General features: G+C 39.5%; 16 protein-coding genes, 2 tRNA genes and 2 rRNA genes. 8 read left to right on the forward strand and 12 right to left on the reverse strand.

Going from position 1 to position 16,579, the window contains the following annotated elements; genetic code table 11:
* The first annotated feature begins 121 nt into the window (after positions 1-121).
* From leuC to Sdiek1_RS14435, 3 genes are read left to right on the forward strand one after another with little or no spacing between them, the layout of a single operon-like run.
* On the forward strand, positions 122-1,387 hold the full coding sequence (gene leuC, locus Sdiek1_RS14425) for a 3-isopropylmalate dehydratase large subunit (protein ID WP_087439747.1): 1,266 nt from the start codon (positions 122-124) through the stop codon (positions 1,385-1,387).
* Entirely contained in the window at positions 1,387-1,959 is a 573-nt protein-coding gene (gene mobA / locus Sdiek1_RS14430) for a molybdenum cofactor guanylyltransferase (RefSeq protein WP_087439748.1), read from the forward strand. Before leuC ends, mobA begins: the two co-directional genes overlap by 1 nt.
* Entirely contained in the window at positions 1,956-3,125 is a 1,170-nt protein-coding gene (locus Sdiek1_RS14435) for an EAL domain-containing protein (protein WP_087439749.1), read from the forward strand. The genes mobA and Sdiek1_RS14435 overlap by 4 nt, the downstream gene beginning before the upstream one ends.
* Before the next feature lie 4 nt (positions 3,126-3,129).
* Here Sdiek1_RS14435 and Sdiek1_RS14440 read toward each other — a convergent pair whose 3' ends face one another.
* Complete coding sequence (locus Sdiek1_RS14440; RefSeq protein ID WP_087439750.1) at positions 3,130-4,260, reverse strand: nitrous oxide reductase accessory protein NosL; 1,131 nt, start codon at positions 4,258-4,260, stop codon at positions 3,130-3,132.
* Between the two features lie 132 nt (positions 4,261-4,392).
* On the opposite strand from Sdiek1_RS14440, the gene Sdiek1_RS14445 reads away from it, so the two are divergent.
* A complete protein-coding gene (locus Sdiek1_RS14445; RefSeq protein ID WP_087439751.1) occupies positions 4,393-4,680 on the forward strand; it encodes a Dabb family protein in 288 nt (95 codons plus the stop codon).
* Here Sdiek1_RS14445 and yddG read toward each other — a convergent pair.
* Complete coding sequence (yddG, locus tag Sdiek1_RS14450; protein WP_202819569.1) at positions 4,655-5,560, reverse strand: aromatic amino acid exporter YddG; 906 nt, start codon at positions 5,558-5,560, stop codon at positions 4,655-4,657. The two genes, Sdiek1_RS14445 and yddG, sit on opposite strands and share 26 nt — an antisense overlap.
* A gap of 51 nt (positions 5,561-5,611) precedes the next feature.
* Between yddG and Sdiek1_RS14455 the strand changes: the two genes are divergently transcribed.
* Positions 5,612-6,658 carry a phospholipase A gene (locus Sdiek1_RS14455; RefSeq protein WP_087439752.1) on the forward strand — a complete coding sequence of 349 codons (1,047 nt, stop codon included), beginning with the start codon at positions 5,612-5,614 and terminating at the stop codon, positions 6,656-6,658.
* Positions 6,659-6,712: 54 nt separating this feature from the next.
* Here Sdiek1_RS14455 and rbp read toward each other — a convergent pair whose 3' ends face one another.
* Positions 6,713-6,991 (reverse strand): RNA-binding regulator, encoded by a 279-nt coding sequence (gene rbp / locus Sdiek1_RS14460; protein ID WP_087439753.1) that lies wholly within the window; start codon positions 6,989-6,991, stop codon positions 6,713-6,715.
* Between the two features lie 290 nt (positions 6,992-7,281).
* Here rbp and moaC point away from each other — a divergent pair, with 290 nt between their 5' ends.
* The 3 genes from moaC to Sdiek1_RS14475 are packed head-to-tail and all read left to right on the forward strand — an operon-like array spanning position 7,282 to position 9,257.
* Positions 7,282-7,761, forward strand: coding sequence for a cyclic pyranopterin monophosphate synthase MoaC (gene moaC, locus Sdiek1_RS14465; RefSeq protein WP_087439754.1), 480 nt, complete (start codon positions 7,282-7,284; stop codon positions 7,759-7,761).
* Positions 7,733-7,990, forward strand: a complete 258-nt coding sequence (locus Sdiek1_RS14470; protein WP_087439755.1) for an HP0495 family protein — start codon at positions 7,733-7,735, stop codon at positions 7,988-7,990. The genes moaC and Sdiek1_RS14470 overlap by 29 nt, the downstream gene beginning before the upstream one ends.
* Before the next feature lie 13 nt (positions 7,991-8,003).
* Positions 8,004-9,257: a DUF6781 family protein gene (locus Sdiek1_RS14475; protein WP_087439756.1), complete on the forward strand. Its 1,254-nt coding sequence runs from the start codon at positions 8,004-8,006 to the stop codon at positions 9,255-9,257.
* A gap of 48 nt (positions 9,258-9,305) precedes the next feature.
* On the opposite strand, the gene Sdiek1_RS14480 is transcribed toward Sdiek1_RS14475, so the two are convergent.
* The 9 genes from Sdiek1_RS14480 to Sdiek1_RS14520 all read right to left on the reverse strand — a co-directional run bounded on the left by Sdiek1_RS14480 (position 9,306) and on the right by Sdiek1_RS14520 (position 16,545).
* Entirely contained in the window at positions 9,306-9,818 is a 513-nt protein-coding gene (locus Sdiek1_RS14480) for a DUF4405 domain-containing protein (RefSeq protein ID WP_087439757.1), read from the reverse strand.
* Between the two features lie 57 nt (positions 9,819-9,875).
* Positions 9,876-10,124: a DUF3862 domain-containing protein gene (locus Sdiek1_RS14485; protein WP_087439758.1), complete on the reverse strand. Its 249-nt coding sequence runs from the start codon at positions 10,122-10,124 to the stop codon at positions 9,876-9,878.
* A 144-nt stretch (positions 10,125-10,268) separates the two neighbouring features.
* On the reverse strand, positions 10,269-11,735 hold the full coding sequence (locus Sdiek1_RS14490) for a DUF3373 family protein (RefSeq protein WP_087439759.1): 1,467 nt from the start codon (positions 11,733-11,735) through the stop codon (positions 10,269-10,271).
* A gap of 39 nt (positions 11,736-11,774) precedes the next feature.
* A complete protein-coding gene (locus Sdiek1_RS14495) occupies positions 11,775-12,113 on the reverse strand; it encodes a hypothetical protein (RefSeq protein ID WP_087439760.1) in 339 nt (112 codons plus the stop codon).
* 235 nt (positions 12,114-12,348) lie between these two features.
* Positions 12,349-12,636, reverse strand: a complete 288-nt coding sequence (locus Sdiek1_RS14500) for a hypothetical protein (RefSeq protein ID WP_087439761.1) — start codon at positions 12,634-12,636, stop codon at positions 12,349-12,351.
* 366 nt (positions 12,637-13,002) lie between these two features.
* A 5S ribosomal RNA gene (gene rrf / locus Sdiek1_RS14505) occupies positions 13,003-13,118 on the reverse strand.
* Between the two features lie 135 nt (positions 13,119-13,253).
* Positions 13,254-16,167: ribosomal RNA gene (locus Sdiek1_RS14510) — 23S ribosomal RNA — on the reverse strand.
* Positions 16,168-16,391: 224 nt separating this feature from the next.
* Positions 16,392-16,467: transfer RNA gene (locus Sdiek1_RS14515), tRNA-Ala, on the reverse strand.
* A 1-nt stretch (position 16,468) separates the two neighbouring features.
* Positions 16,469-16,545, reverse strand: a tRNA-Ile gene (locus tag Sdiek1_RS14520).
* Positions 16,546-16,579 lie beyond the last annotated feature (34 nt).

Consider the following 16,579-nt stretch of genomic DNA (forward strand, 5'->3'; position numbering starts at 1 on the left):
TTATAGACACATATTTCTTTCATAGAAGGGCTACCACCAAGGTAACTCTTCTCCTCTTTTTTTTTCTTAAACCTTTTTTTGCTAAAATATTCCTATTTTACATGTAAACAAAAGGCGTATCATGGGACAAACTATCACTGAAAAGATTTTTAGCGACCACGTGGGTCATGCGGTCAAAGCAGGCGAGATTATTAAAAGTAAGATCGATATGGTTATCGGCAACGACATTACCACACCTATTTCGATTCGTGCATTTGAGCAAAGTGGTGCGACCAAGCTTGCAAACCCAGATGGTTTTAGCATCGTCATGGATCACTACATTCCTGCCAAAGATATTGCCAGTGCCAATCAAGCCAAAATCAGCCGTGAATTTGCGTACAAACATGACCTTAAACACTATTTTGATGAAAAAGATATGGGTATTGAACATGCGCTTTTACCCGAAAAAGGGCTGGTGGTTCCAGGCGATGTCATCATTGGTGCAGATTCACACACCTGTACGCATGGAGCACTTGGCGCTTTTGCAACGGGTATGGGCTCTACTGACCTTGCGTTTGCGATGATCACTGGTGAAAACTGGTTTAAAGTACCCGAATCCATCAAAGTGGTCTTTAGCGGAAAACCCAAACCTTATGTCTATGGGAAAGACCTTATCCTTGAAGTCATTCGTATTTTAGGTGTCGATGGTGCATTGTACCGTACCCTTGAATTTACAGGTGACACGATTGGTTATTTGAGCATGGATGATCGTTTTTCACTGTGCAATATGGCAATCGAAGCGGGTGCCAAAAGTGGTATCGTCGCAGTTGATGACATTACCAAAGCATTTTTGAAAGACAAAAATCTTGCACGTGAGCCAAAATTCTTTTACTCAGACAATGATGCTACCTATATACAAGAGCTTCACATCGACGTGGCAAATCTTGATCCTGTGATTGCGTATCCATTTTTACCATCAAACGGCAAATCCATCAATGAAGCCGTCAAAGATGATCTAAGCATCGATCAAGTCTTTATCGGCAGTTGTACCAACGGTCGTTTGGAAGATTTACGCATCGCTGCAAAGATTCTTAAAGGTCGCAAAGTCGCACGTAAAACACGCCTTATCATCACACCAGCAACACAGAAAATCTCCTTGCAAGCGCAAAAAGAGGGTTTGGTTGAGATTTTTATTGAAGCAGGAGCGGTCTTTAGTAACCCAACCTGTGGTGCGTGTTTAGGGGGCTACATGGGAATTTTGGGCGAAGGCGAGCGTTGTGTTTCCACCACCAACCGTAACTTTGTAGGACGTATGGGCGCTCGTACCAGTGAGATTTATCTTGCTAACTCTGCTGTAGCAGCTGCAAGTGCGATTATGGGCAAAATTACCGATCCAAGAACTCTTTAATGCTTTTTATCCCACTGCCTTTAGTCATTGTCGCTGGGGGGAAAAGTTCACGTATGGGAAGCGATAAAGCCTTGCTTCCCTTTGGTGATTTTAAAACACTGACTGAGTACCAACTAAATAGGCTCAAACCCTATTTCCCCAGTTTACATATCAGCGCAAAGAACAGTGCAAAATTTCAGTTTGAAGCCTCTTTTATTGAAGACATTAGCAGTTATAGTGAGCATTCGCCACTTATTGCGCTCCTCTCTATTTTAGAACACTTCCAAACACCAGTATGTATCCTCAGTGTTGATACCCCTTTTGTAACACCGGAAGTCTTTGAAAAACTTTATAAGCAACTAGATCATCATGATGCCGTTATTGCTACTTCACCGTGTTCGTCACACCAACTCTGTGCGATCTATGCACCTTCCATAACAGAAAAGATTCGCGAATTACTCTCACACAATGAGCACAAAATACGCCTTGTATTGCAGCAAAGCAATACCCACTATGTGCCTTTCGAAGATGATACGTTGTTTCTAAATCTTAACTATCCCGAAGAATACAACAAAGCACAGGAGCTTTTATGATTGATGCCCTCACCAAAGTCTCTTCTCATAGCGCCTTTGAAGACAAATTGCTTACATGTAAAAGTCCCAAACTCTTTTTGGTCGATATTAAACAGTTTAAAAATATCAATCTTGCTTTTGGCGACGAAGGTGGAAATTTTGTCTTGTGTGCCTTTTCTTTAACACTACAAAGCTTTGCAAAAGCTCATGAAATGGAGCTTTTTCGTATCAAAGATGATAAATTTATATTACTGCTAGACACACCCTTTGAACTCTCAAAAATGGAGTGCATTACGTTATCTCTCCGAGATACGATACAACGCCTAAGCTATGCCTACCAAAATCAGAATATTGATCTAGCAGTGCATATAGGGATTAGTTTTGACCACTATGAACCTTTGGAAAAAGCACACAAAGCACTTCTGGTTGCCAAAGCTGAAAATCAACCGTTTGTGACCTATTCAGAATTTGCTAATATGCTCATGAATGAAAATGAAGAAGCTATCGAATCCATGATAAAAGGTGCGATTGATAATGGGCAAATAGTCCTTCATTTTCAAGCCATCGTTGATCACAATGAGCAACCTTCTTACTATGAAGCGCTTCTTCGCCTAGCTTATCATCAAACCGTACAATCACCCAAACTCTTTTTAAAAATTGCAAAAGAGCGCAACCTCTATGATGCTCTCTTTAAAAGCATTGCCAACAAAGTAGCACAACTAAGTGATCAAACACATCTACGCCTTGCGCTAAACCTTTCTTCCGAAGACATTGTAAATCCTGAATATTTGAGCTTCCTAAAAACGTGTTTTTCGGGCAAAGATATTGTCTTAGAGATTCAATACGATCAAAGAACCTCTCTTGATGTTTTACAAAATGCGATACGTGAACTCAAAGAGATGGGGTTAAGCATTGCTTTGGATAATGTGGATAACGAAGAACTCATTCATACATTTGAAACGGAAATGATTGATATCGTCAAGGTATACGGTGAGCTGATCCGACATCTCGCTCTTGATGCTTCTGCTCAGTTTACATGTAAAGCGATGGTTGCATTCTGTAAAAGCAAAAATATCCAAATTGTAGCGACACAGCTTAACGCTAAAGCCGTCGTAGAAGCTGCCCGAGAACTTGATTTTGACTTTTTTCAAGGCTATATCTTCGAGCAACCTCACACACTAACATAAATACCTATTTCTCTTGTGCCTCAATTAAAGCTTCATCGATTTTAGAAAATTCGATTACTTGTAACCCTTTATGGTCTTTCATAAAGGTTTGGGCACTCTTGAACGTTTTAAAAGGAATAAATTCTTTGCCCATAGGACCCATGGCATCGCTTCCAACTACATAAAATGCTTTCTGCCCATCAATGGCTTCCCCCGTGTAGTAATCACTCACTAAGATCTTAAGCTCCGTATCTTTATGTTTTGTATAATTTCCCCATTTTGTGGGATCTTTATAGAACTTCAACATATCTTTTACACCATCAAACGCATGGCTGATTTGTTTACCGTTCTCAACATAATTCATTCGAGCTGCCCATTTAGGATATTTATAGGCAAACATGCCACATACGGGGCACTTTTCATCTTTTTCCACATGGATGGTTGTTGTATGATCATGCACTTCAAGGCGTACAACTTCCCATAGATAAAGTGAAACAGCTTGCAATTCTTGTTCATTTACCGCTCCACAAAGCTGTGTTTTTTTCAAGCCAACTTTGAGTTCAGCAATGGTATTAAAATCGTGCAAATGGATTTGATCTTTTTGGCATTTTGCATTGTAAATCTTCTCCCCCATTGGATATGCACCTTTTTGCTTTTTCTTAACAAATTCGTCCACATCATCATTCAAAGAAGCTTTCGCTTTTGCAAACGCCGCATCAAAGCCCATCACATCGCCACCATTTTCAGCTGCAAAGGCTTTTGCATCGGCTTCATGGGCAAAAGCAAGCTTACTGACCATACTCATCGTTCCAGGAACTTTGGAGCCTACAACATAAAATGCACTTTTGACATCGATCAGTTTTTCACTTTTGACATCCGTAACAACAATTTGCTTGACTTGAGACTCAATGGACTTCCAATCTGCCGCAAGGCAACGCATTGAACAGTATTGTTTTGCCGTACCATCTTTTAAGATAGCACTATGTGATGTTTTGTAAAACATTTTCAAGCTCATGCCACAAACGGGACAATACGCTTTTTCATCACCTTTTTGTACTAACTCAGGTTCACCCGTTGCCATCTTATTGAACTCTTCCGCATGCAATCCCAATGCTAACATGATTGTGAAAAACAGTGCCCATATGCTTTTTTGCATACCTTTCTCCTTTTAAATAATATCGTTGAGTTTATTCCCAAAGTGTTAAATTAGTGTTAAATGTCACACATAATACCATCATCTTTTTGGCATACGAATGCGCTATAATTATTTTAAAATTAAGGAGAAAAAATGGTTAAACATATTGTATTTTTCAAACTACCTGATAATTCTGAAGCCAATAAACAAGCGGTGAAAGATCGCATCATGAGTATGCAAGGTAAGCTCGCTTTTGTCAAACATCTTGAAGTGGGTATCAATTTTTCACCCGAAGAGCGTGCGTTTGATATTGCCTTGATTAGTGATTTTGAAACGAAAGAAGACTTGCAAACCTATGCAACACACCCTATTCATCTAGAAGTCATTCACTTTATCAAATCACTCGATGCTGTCTCTAAAGTGGTCGATTACGAGTACTAATTTTTTGCCACATCCCCGCCAATAAAGAGAATGACGAAACGACAGAGCCCAGGACGATCAAAAAGCATGCAATCCAAATTGCACTATTTGGAGCGGATCGTCCAAAGAGAACGAGCATCAGCGTTGAAAGCAGTGGTGTCGCATACGATAGAGAGCCTATCAATTTGATATCACCTTGCTTCATTCCATAATCCCATACGAAAAAAGCGATACCAACAGGTCCAAGCCCCAATCCAATTGCCGCTAACAACTCTTGTGTATTTGGAATATAGGTCTGCTCAAACACGAGATGTGCCACAAGGGAGAGCAGTGCACTTGCGCCACAAAAACCGCCAACGGAAAGTGTGGGAATAGCACCAAAGTAGCGGGAGAGTACAGAGTAGCTACTCCAAATCAACGCACAGAAAAGAGCATACATGTAACCTTGTGCATGTTGAGAAGAAAAAGCAATCTCTTTGTCAAAACCTAAGAGCATAAAGACTCCCAAAAAGCCTAAGAATGCTCCCATAAAGTGAAACCACTTCAATTTTTCACGTGGCAAGAAGCTACTGAGGAGTACAATGAGTAAAGGCCAAAGGTAATTAATAAGATTGGCTTCCAAAGCAGGAGCACTTTTGAGAGCTAAAAAATAGAAGAAGTGGTAACCAAAGAGACCGTAAATACCAAGTAACCAAACTTTCCATGGTAATTTGAGATGAATGCCAATACCTTTTCCCTCTTTAATCCACAAAAAAAGTCCCAGTGTAAAGGCAATGCTAAAAGCAATAAACGTTAATTCAAAAGGAGGAATCCGGTTGGTAAAAACTGTAAATAAAGCTAAGGTTGCCCAAAGTAATATGGCAATAATGCCTGCAATGTTTCCTTTTTGTGCACGATTCATTTTCATATCCATCATTATTGCGTTATAATTTGATCTTTTGAAAGGTAATATGTGAAAAAAATACTTCTCTGTGCTATTGTAGCACAAATCCCTTGGGCACTTTTGGCGAGCGACACCAGTGTTCTGGAGGAAAAAGCAACGCATGGTGACGCACACGCTGCTTATGAATTGGCTAAATTCTATGAAGCACAACATGAATCTGATCGTTCATTCTTATGGTATAAGCAGGCTGCTATTTTAAGCTTGGAAACGAAAACGACACAAAATAAGGCACTTGAAAGTGGTTTAACAGAGCAACTTCAAAAAATAGAGCGTAAAGAAACTGTGTATAGCTCATTTTTAACTCCGTACAATGATGATGCGGAAACCAAAAGTTCAGTGCAACAAATGGTAACACAATCCTTCGACATTGCTCCGTATAAGATGAACTATCTTTTACCAATTACCTATGATGCTGTTAGCCATGACAACAGAGATCATCAAGAGACAAAATTCCAAGTAAGTTTCCAAAAAGGTTTGACCGATAACCTCTTAGGCTTACATGAAAGTTTTGTTGTTGCCTATACCCAAACATCATGGTGGCAAACAGCCGCAGAATCAGCACCATTTCGTGAAACAAACTATCAACCTGAGCTCTTCATGATTATGCCTCACTTTGATAAAGACAGTTTTATGAAAGCCTACCAATTTGGTATTTTGCATGAATCCAATGGACAAGGCGGAGAAAAATCACGCTCTTGGAACCGTTTATATGCTAAAACATTTTTACAAGCAGGTGGTTTAGTCATTGCGCCACGTATTTGGTATCGTATTCCAGAAAATAGTGCCACAGATGACAATCCAAATATAGATGACTATCTTGGCTCTGCAGATCTTGAGCTTATTTATCCGTGGAAACAACAGACATTTAAAATGCTCTTAAGAAATAATCTACAATCAGAAAACAACAGAGGTGCTGCTCAGTTTGATTGGACATTCCCACTTTGGGAAAAAGATTTATTTGGATATGTACAACTGTATAGTGGTTATGCAGAAAGTCTTATTGACTATGATAAACGAAGTAATCGTATCGGTCTGGGTTTTGCACTTTCCCGATAATTAAACGTAAAAGAAACTCCACAAAGCGATGTGGGGTTTCTTTACATGTAAGCGTTAGTTAAAGTCTCTAGGAGATCTTCTTGGACGCTCTTCTCTAGGTCTAGCTTCATTAACTTTTAAAGTTCTTCCGCCGATCTCTTTTTCATTTGTTGCTTCGATAGCAGCTTTTGCTTCTGAATCATTTGGCATTTCAACAAAACCGAAACCTTTTGATCGTCCAGTCTCTCTATCACTGATGATTCTTGCACTTGATACTTCACCATACGCTGAAAACATCTCTTGAAGTTGTTCTCCCGTCATCTCATACTTTACATTGCCCACGTAAATATTCATTTACCGTACTCCTCATTTTTGGATCATTCACGTTACCTTGTGCCCGTAACTTTCGTTAACCTTAAGATAACACTGAACGACTTTGCAAAATCATTGTAGCATAAAATCAAGATTTCTAAGCAGAGAGGCGATTGTTTTTGCAAACAATGAGAAGAAATGACACACTCTTATCACACACTCTCTTAAGAGAAATGGTGTTATAATAGATCAAACTTCTTGCGAAAGCAAGAAATTTAAATGCACGTTTTCAAGAGTTTTTACAAAGCTCTATCAAAAATAAAGAGGGGCGGATGAAACTAACCCATTTAGATGAAAAAGATCGACCGAAAATGGTCGATGTTAGCGACAAAATAGAGAGTTTTAGAGTTGCTGTTGCCAGTGGTACAATTACAATGAGTCAAATCGCATTTGATATGATTATTTCGCAACAAACGAAGAAGGGACCTGTTCTTCAAACGGCTGTTATTGCTGCCATTATGGGAACGAAAAAAACCAGTGATCTTATTCCTATGTGCCATCCATTGATGCTTACTTCTGTGAACTGTGATGTTGAAGAGCTTCCAAAACTTCCAGGATTTAAACTAACAGTCACAGCAAAACTCAAAGGACAAACAGGCGTTGAAATGGAAGCCCTTACGGGGGTCAGTATTGGTCTTCTAACTATTTATGATATGTCTAAAGCCATTGATAAATCAATGGTGCTGAATGATATTCGTCTTGAATCCAAAAGTGGAGGAAAAAGTGGAAACTACACCCGAACTTCAGCTTGATTATCCTTGTCATTGGGAATATAAATTGGTTCTAAGTTCTGAACACAATGTCACAACCTTAGTGCAGGAGATACTCGAAGATCGTATACATGAAATTCGAAAATCACAAAATAGTAACAAAGGCAATTACGCCAGTTATACCCTACGCATACTTGTCCATAATGCTGACGATCGTAAAATGCTTTTTCAAATGCTCAAAGCACATCAACATATAAAATTCGTACTATAAAAGAGAGGTTACCATGGAATCAACTTACACTATTTTTTTAGCCACGCTCAAAGAGAATAAAGAGCATGCCGATCTTTATAAACTCATTAGTGAGCTTACTTTTGAACTTTCACGTAAAAAAATTCAACGTCTGAAGGACGAAGTCAATATCAACAATCGTATAGGAGAGTTATTTGAGCTCTATTGCAAAGCACTACACGATGAGGGACTTAAAACATCTCGTGCTATTAGTAGTGTCATCGATGGTCTTTTAAAAGCAACAACTCACGAGAAAGAGGCATTTTTATATAAAAGCATCTATGAAAAAGAGCAGCTAGAAAAAAGTATTTATACACAAAAGCAGCAAATTCGCACAGTACTTGCAGATACCTTTAACACCATAGAAGCACATATCGTATCTATGCAACCTGAAACACAACAAAATGCTTTGACAGCAATACATGACACGAAACTTCGTGGAATTGAAATGCTCGGTATTTTAAAAGAGACAACCGCAGAGGCACTGTTAACAACTCTTGAAAATGGCAGTGATGTTGCAGATACGATTCATGAAATCACTAAAAATCTTACATTTCAAACCATTCATGAAGGTGATTTTACAAAACAGCGCATAATCAATATCTCAAGTACCATTATTGGCGCGAGTATTGAAATTGCAGATGAAGACCTAGGACACGCCAAAGATATTTTAGACGGCTCTATCAACGGTGTAAGAGAAGGTATCACGAAAGCAATTGAAAAGTTTAAAAATGATCTTAAATACGCACCAACAGATGCAATGGAAGGACTCCTTGAAACAGACCTTTCAGAGCTTCGTAAAGACCTTGTACGCATTGATGAGCAGTTTATTACCCTCTTGGAGGTTCTTGCTTCTCAAAGTGAAGGAATCTCTGCTAGTCTTGTTAAAGAGATGATTAAAGAGATGACTAGTTCAACCGTCAAAATTAAACGAGCTGCCAATGATGCAAAAGAGGTTATTGGCGAACGTATAGAGCAACTGAAAGCTGAAGCTTCAGTCTTTGAAAAAACCTTTAAAGATAGAGCTGAGAAAAAACTCGAATCACTCAAAAAAGATGTCAATGAATTTGAGAAAAAAGCCTCTGCGAAAGTAGAATCATTTAAACAATTTGAATTTGAAAATGACACGGCTAAACAAGTTGCACAAGAAGCGAAAAAATTAGGATTTCGTGCTTGGGAAGTAGCAAAGAATATGATGGATGGTGCCGTAAAAGGGGCTAAAGAAGCCATGAAAAAAGAGGACAAATAGCCCTTATTTTAGCTTTACATGTAAGGAAAAATCTTTACATGTAAAGATCTATTCTGGCACGTTAGGCGCTGTAAAAACGATATTGAGAATATCATCGTTTGTTTTATCATTGGCTTTTGCAATTTCAGAAACAGATTGCTTACTAGAAGCAATGATTTGCTTATCTGCCAATACTTTGACCATCATCGCTTCATCTAAATCTACAAAAGCCGCCACTTTGGAAAGTGGTGCATTCATCATCGTCCCAATAATTTTACTTTTTGGATTAATGCCTTTTTCTTGTGGGTTCAATAACGGTGCAATGATAATTGCAGTAATAACGAAGAATCCAAAAAAGATAGAGACTAGCGTAGAGCGTTTTTTAAAGTAAGTGATAAATCCATTCCAATTTTTGAGCAAATGCACACAAGAAATGGCCACAAAAGCAAAACCTAACCAAATATGTAGTGCCTCACTGGAGAGCATACGAATTTTGAAATACATCATGATACCCGTAATGGAAACAACTACAAACATAACCGTTAATAACGCACTTAATATATTTCGAGGAATAACGTTCATCTATAACTCCTTATTTTCGCTTGGAAGTATAGATGATCTATGTTAATCCTTTGTTAATCACTCAATGCCTTGTGAGTGCATAAACATTACTTTATCCGCAACCATTTTCACTTTGATATACTGTTTTTCATCACCCCAAGTACAGTCACTCATACCCGCAAGTGAATCACATTTCGTTGCTTTTCCTAAAATATCAGTTACTTGAGTGTAACTCATGCCCACTTGAATCTTGTCATAATTCTCTTTGCTCAGTTTTGAGCACCCTATAAAGACAAGCAACACTAAAGCCATCATGATATATCGCATGCTCACTCCTTGATTCTATCTTGTAATAGACTAGCATATTTTTACTGTTTTTTGACTTTTTGATACGCGGTAAACTATAGTGATTGAACGAATAAGGAAGAAAAGAGAGGCCATAAGACCTCTCAAAAGCAGATAAAATAGATATTAATATTTGTATCTTAAAGATACACGAACGTCTGAAGCAGATTTAACAGCGCCTGGTACTGTTGATGGATCCATAGGCGTTCCCGTCCAACCAAAGAAGGTATTACTACCAGTATAGTCATAATTCATATAAACATAACTCAACTGTGCAGTCAAATTTTTGTTTACAATTGGGAGCTTATAATAAATTTCATAGGCATCACCACGTGTAGCTAACTTAGAACCTGCAAGTGTATCTTCACCATAAGTATAGCTTCTCCAGTATTTACTACCATGATTATACTCTAAACCAAGTCTTTGGCCTTTAGCAATACCTGGCAATTGAAGACCAGTATAAACAGAAGACCCTGTCTCTTTACTTGAAGATCCTAACATTTCAGTACCCATTGTGCCGCCACCCATTCCATCAGGAATGAAATGTACACCTTTTGGGTCTGTTTGGTTAAAGGCATAAGAGAGGAAGAAAATACTATCATCCAAGAAATCACTGATACCATCACCTATACCATTCACTTGAACGGATAACGATCCACCAGTCATATCACCTACATCCCCAAAAAATATTTGCCCAGTATTAAAATTCGAAGTCATTGGATTAATATCCATCATATTCCAAGCTTTAAAGTAATTAGCCATTACTTTATACTGACCATTATCATAGAGTTGTACTAAGAGTCCCGCTAGATCCATATTAGGATTAGCACTATCTTCAATATATGCTGGATTAAATCCACCTGATGAATTCATTGAGTATGAACCTGTTGTATTAGAATAACCTCTACCTAGACAGATTTTAAAGTAAAGTCCTGAAATACCCGTGACTTTATCAAAATCAAATTTAAAACTTGCGCCATCAAATTCCATACTGATATTGTGACCTACAGGAGAGGCTGGATTTTCATTATCTGCTCTAAGGTCAGTCATAAAACCATCAAGTGATGGACGACGACCAAATGAAACAGCATAATGGACATCACTTATGTCATTAGAATATATAAAATAGGCTTCTCTTAACTTAATACTATCATCGCCTGGCTTATTAGTGCCATACCAGTCAAACGCTTGAAACATGCTGGTTTGATCTATATTATTTTGACCAAATGCTTTATATACACCAAGCTTGCCTTGAAAAACTAGATTATCAGCAGGTTGAGATGCCATACCTAGAATTAATTTATTGGTCCAAATACCATTATCTTTATCTGGTGCATTATTAAGTTTATAACTAACCGCATCATATGCTGTTCTGAAGTCAACATTAAACTTAATATTATCGCCTGCATCATGTGCCTTAATCTCATTAACTTGAGCTTTTAGTGCATCTATATTGATTTTTGATTGAGCACTTTGTAGCTCGGCCATTTGCGCTTTAAGCGCTTCAACTTCTTGCTTGAGTGAATCATCAGCAGCAAATGCTGAAGATGATAATGCAGCTCCTATGAGCAATGGAGCAATAAATTTCTTCATCTTTTTTTTACCTTTTTAAGTAAGAATTATTTTACACAACTAGCAAGACGGAACGTTGCCGCTATCGCTTGCAAACTCAACACAGAAATCTCTAATGTCTGGCATAAATTTCTCAAATTTATCGCCTTTTAGAAAGCCATCTAACCCTGGATATTTTTTTGAATACTCAGCAACAAATTTCTCTGCTTTACCATCAAAAAGTGCTTTCCACTCTGCTTGAGTGTGTTGTGTTGCGAATTTCGCACCATTCATTCCTGAACCATCTTTCATATACTTAAGATAGTACTTTTGTCCTTTTGCTGCATCTGCAAATGCAGATGTACTCATTAACCCCAATACCAAGAATGCTGAAACAAGTAAACCGAAGACTTTTTTCATCATTTCTCCTTTCCAAAATTTAAATATGGAGTCATCATAACAAAAGTAAAATAAATTTTAATTTAAAAAGTTAATTATTAGAAGAAATAAGTAAATATTATTTTTACTTTTCTTAAAAAACGAGGTTTAAAACTGAAAAGTAGCACTATTTAAGTAAATATTATTTAACTTTAATAATTGCTTTTCAGATAATTTTATTATTTATCTGAAAAGCATAAAAATATTGTAGAGAGAATTAACAAGACGGAACGTTGCCGCTATCGCTTGCAAACTCAACACAGAAATCTCTAATATCTAGCATAAATTTCTCAAATTTATCGCCTTTTAGAAAGCCATCTAACCCTGGATATTTTTTTGAATACTCAGCAACAAATTTCTCTGCTTTACCATCAAAAAGTGCTTTCCACTCTGCTTGAGTGTGTTGTGTTGCGAATTTCGCACCATTCATTCCTGAACCATCTTTCATATACTTAAGATAGTACTTTTGTCCTTTTGCTGCATCTGCAAATGCAGATGTACTCATTAACCCCAATACCAAGAATGCTGAAACAAGTAAACCGAAGACTTTTTTTCATGTTATATCCTTATAATTTAAGTTGAACGCTCATAGTAACGCAAAGAGTCTAAAAGATAATTGAAAAAAATAAAACTGTATATATTTAATAATAATTATAATAAAAATAAATGATATTTAAATAATGAGCTTACAAAATTTTATTTAACAAGGGCAGCAGAATACCAAGAGAGATAAAGAGGTGTATAAAGTGAAGAAGAGATCATATGATGATTTATTATCAAATAATGATGAAGCTTTGTATTGAGAATAATCAGAGGAAAGCGCCTTTGAATAAGACGAGATAAAAGGTATGTTGTAAAAGAAAGAATCACGAACTGGCAGCGACCTACGTTTCCATCCCAGTAAGGGAAAGTATTATCGGCGATGAAGAGCTTAGCTTCCTGGTTCGAAATGGGACAGGGCGTTTCCTCTTCTCTATAGCCACCAGAATCGTGAATTAAATCTATGTCGTATTATAACGAAATAGGCTTAATTCACCATTCTTCAGGTGATTTTAGTATTGTCTAGTCAACAAAGCGCTTTACACTTAATAAGGAAGTGAAATAGCATTATCATACGTAATAATATGTAAGCCAAACGACCTATTAGTACTGGTCAGCTAAAGGGCTCTCACCCATTACACACCCAGCCTATCAAACATGTAGTCTTCATGAGGTCTTCAGGGAAAGTTAATCTTGGAGTTGGCTTCCCGCTTAGATGCTTTCAGCGGTTATCACATCCGAACATAGCTACCGGGCGATGCTCTTGGCAGAACAACCCGTACACCAGTGGTTCGTTCAACCCGGTCCTCTCGTACTAGGGTTAACTCTCCTCAACTTTCCTACGCCCACGGCAGATAGGGACCGAACTGTCTCACGACGTTCTGAACCCAGCTCGCGTACCGCTTTAAATGGCGAACAGCCATACCCTTGGGACCTGCTCCAGCCCCAGGATGCGATGAGCCGACATCGAGGTGCCAAACCTCCCCGTCGATGTGAGCTCTTGGGGGAGATCAGCCTGTTATCCCCGGGGTACCTTTTATCCTTTGAGCGATGGCCCTTCCACACAGAACCACCGGATCACTATGACCGACTTTCGTCTCTGCTCGACGTGTATGTCTCACAGTCAAGCTGGCTTGTACCATTATACTCTGCGAACGATTTCCAACCGTTCTGAGCCAACCTTTGTAAGCCTCCGTTACTTTTTAGGAGGCGACCGCCCCAGTCAAACTACCCACCAGACATTGTCCTGAACATAGATAATATGTCCCAGTTAGCTATCAGAATAAAGAAGAGTGGTATCTCAACAATGGCTCAAGTACAACTGGCGTCATACTCTCAAAGCCTCCCACCTATCCTGCACATCTTTATCCCAACAGCAGTGTCAAGCTATAGTAAAGGTCCACGGGGTCTTTCCGTCTTGCCGCGGGTAGGAGGAATTTTCACCTCCACTACAATTTCACTGGATTCCTGGTCGAGACAGCTCCCATCTCGTTACGCCATTCATGCAGGTCGATATTTAATCGACAAGGAATTTCGCTACCTTAGGACCGTTATAGTTACGGCCGCCGTTTACTGGGGCTTCGATCAATGGCTTCGCTTGCGCTAACCACATCAATTAACCTTCCAGCACCGGGCAGGCGTCACACCCTATACATCCTCTTACGAGTTAGCAGAGTGCTGTGTTTTTGGTAAACAGTCGGGAGGGACTCTTTGTTGCAACCTTTTCCGCTTTTTGGAGCAAGTCCATATACAGAAGGAGGCACACCTTATACCGAAGATACGGTGCTATTTTGCAGAGTTCCTTAACCAGGTTTCTTCCACGCGCCTTAGAATACTCATCTCACCCACCTGTGTCGGTTTACGGTACGAGCAATTACAGATATACTTAGAAACTTTTCTTGGCTCGACGGCATCAACGATTCACCATCCACTCCGAAGAGCATCAAGTGCCTGTCAGGTCTCGAATAAAAAATTACGGATTTGCCTGTAATCTAATCTACACCCTTCGAACAACTATTCCATCAGTTGCCTCGTTTAGCCCTAAGCGTCCTTCCATCGCGCTCTATAATTGGTGTTGGAATATTAACCAACTTTCCATCGTCTACCCCTTTCGGACTCGACTTAGGTCCCGACTAACCCTACGATGACGAACATCGCGTAGGAAACCTTGGGTTTTCGGCGAACGGGATTCTCACCCGTTTTATCGCTACTCATGCCTGCATACTCACTTCTAGCCGCTCCAGCGCTCCTTACCGGTACACCTTCAATGCTGACTAGAACGCTCTCCTACCACTCTATTAAAAATAGAATCTACAGCTTCGGTGGATAACTTTAGCCCCGTTATATTTTCCGCGCAGAATCGCTAGACCAGTGAGCTGTTACGCTTTCTTTAAAGGATGGCTGCTTCTAAGCCAACCTCCTGGTTGTTTGAGCAACTCCACATCGTTTTCCACTGAGTTATCACTTTGGGACCTTAGCTGGTAGTCTGGGTTGTTCCCCTCTTGACGACGCATTTTATCACCCGCCGCCTGACTGCCATGATTACATATACGGTATTCGGAGTTTGACAGGGTTTGGTACCTTGGTATAGGCCCTAGCCCAATCAGTGCTCTACCCCCGTATACTACAACATGACGCTATACCTAAATATATTTCGGAGAGAACCAGCTATCACGAAGTTTGATTGGCCTTTCACCCCTATCCACAAGTCATCCCGAGACTTTTCAACGTCAATGAGTTCGGTCCTCCACTAGCTCTTACACCAGCTTCAACCTGCTCATGGATAGATCACTTCGCTTCGGGTCTGCAGCATCTGACTAATTCGCCCTATTAAGACTCGCTTTCGCTACGGCTCCGAGTTTTCTTAACCTCGCCAGATACCACAACTCGCAGGCTCATTATGCAAAAGGCAGTCCATCACCCTGATAAATCATAGGGCTCTGAATGATTGTAAGCAAATGGTTTCAGGTTCTATTTCACTCCCCTCACTGGGGTTCTTTTCACCTTTCCCTCACGGTACTGGTTCACTATCGGTCTGTAAGTAGTATTTAGGGTTGGGAGGTGGTCCTCCCGGCTTCAGACAGAATACCACGTGTTCCGCCCTACTCAGGATACTGCTAAGATGAATCTAGATTTCGTATATGGGACTATCACCCGCTATGGTTAACCTTTCCAGGTTACTCTACTACCTATCATCATTCTATAACGCAGTCCTACAACCCCAGATGCAAGCATTCTGGTTTGCCCTCTTCCAAGTTCGCTCGCCGCTACTATCGGAATCTCTATTTGATTTCTCTTCCTCTGGCTACTGAGATGTTTCACTTCACCAGGTTCGCTCCCCGCAGGGTAACTGACATTCCTGTCAGTTGGGTTGCCCCATTCGGAAATTTGCGGATCAAAGCTTCTTGACAGCTCCCCGCAACTTATCGCAGTCTAGTACGTCCTTCATCGCCTCTTACAGCCTAGGCATCCACCATTCGCTCTTAATAGCTTACCTATTTGTATTCTAATGCACATTTCACTCCCTTATTAAATGTAAACCATCTAACAAGTTGTAAATTGTTTTTTTTGCGTTTTGTTGACTTTGACAATAATAAATTAAATAACATTTAGACTAAAAAGTCTAATATAAAAACAATCTCTCTTGTTCTTATATTAGACGTTGTGTCCTCATCTTCACTAACAATGTCGTGATACAATCTTTTACCACTTTTGATAAAATGGTGGAGAATAGCGGGATCGAACCGCTGACCTCCTGCGTGCAAAGCAGGCGCTCTCCCAGCTGAGCTAATTCCCCATGGTGGGCTTAAGAGGACTCGAACCTCTGACCTTACCCTTATCAGGGGTACGCTCTAACCACCTGAGCTATAAGCCCCTCTTTCATTCAATCTCTCAAAACTAAATAAGCT

The organism is Sulfurospirillum diekertiae (assembly GCF_002162315.1).
Lineage (GTDB): Bacteria > Campylobacterota > Campylobacteria > Campylobacterales > Sulfurospirillaceae > Sulfurospirillum.

Bases quoted from the DNA above. Each gene is read 5' to 3' on its own strand.
- Sdiek1_RS14475 (WP_087439756.1), top strand. From the start codon at position 8,004: ATGGAATCAACTTACACTATTTTTTTAGCCACGCTCAAAGAGAATAAA.
- moaC (WP_087439754.1), top strand. From the start codon at position 7,282: ATGAAACTAACCCATTTAGATGAAAAAGATCGACCGAAAATGGTCGAT.
- Sdiek1_RS14485 (WP_087439758.1), bottom strand. From the start codon at position 10,124: ATGCGATATATCATGATGGCTTTAGTGTTGCTTGTCTTTATAGGGTGC.
- leuC (WP_087439747.1), top strand. From the start codon at position 122: ATGGGACAAACTATCACTGAAAAGATTTTTAGCGACCACGTGGGTCAT.
- Sdiek1_RS14445 (WP_087439751.1), top strand. From the start codon at position 4,393: ATGGTTAAACATATTGTATTTTTCAAACTACCTGATAATTCTGAAGCC.
- Sdiek1_RS14500 (WP_087439761.1), bottom strand. From the start codon at position 12,636: ATGAGTACATCTGCATTTGCAGATGCAGCAAAAGGACAAAAGTACTAT.
- rbp (WP_087439753.1), bottom strand. From the start codon at position 6,991: ATGAATATTTACGTGGGCAATGTAAAGTATGAGATGACGGGAGAACAA.
- Sdiek1_RS14435 (WP_087439749.1), top strand. From the start codon at position 1,956: ATGATTGATGCCCTCACCAAAGTCTCTTCTCATAGCGCCTTTGAAGAC.
- Sdiek1_RS14440 (WP_087439750.1), bottom strand. From the start codon at position 4,260: ATGCAAAAAAGCATATGGGCACTGTTTTTCACAATCATGTTAGCATTG.
- yddG (WP_202819569.1), bottom strand. From the start codon at position 5,560: ATGAATCGTGCACAAAAAGGAAACATTGCAGGCATTATTGCCATATTA.
- mobA (WP_087439748.1), top strand. From the start codon at position 1,387: ATGCTTTTTATCCCACTGCCTTTAGTCATTGTCGCTGGGGGGAAAAGT.
- Sdiek1_RS14495 (WP_087439760.1), bottom strand. From the start codon at position 12,113: ATGAAAAAAGTCTTCGGTTTACTTGTTTCAGCATTCTTGGTATTGGGG.
- Sdiek1_RS14480 (WP_087439757.1), bottom strand. From the start codon at position 9,818: ATGAACGTTATTCCTCGAAATATATTAAGTGCGTTATTAACGGTTATG.
- Sdiek1_RS14490 (WP_087439759.1), bottom strand. From the start codon at position 11,735: ATGAAGAAATTTATTGCTCCATTGCTCATAGGAGCTGCATTATCATCT.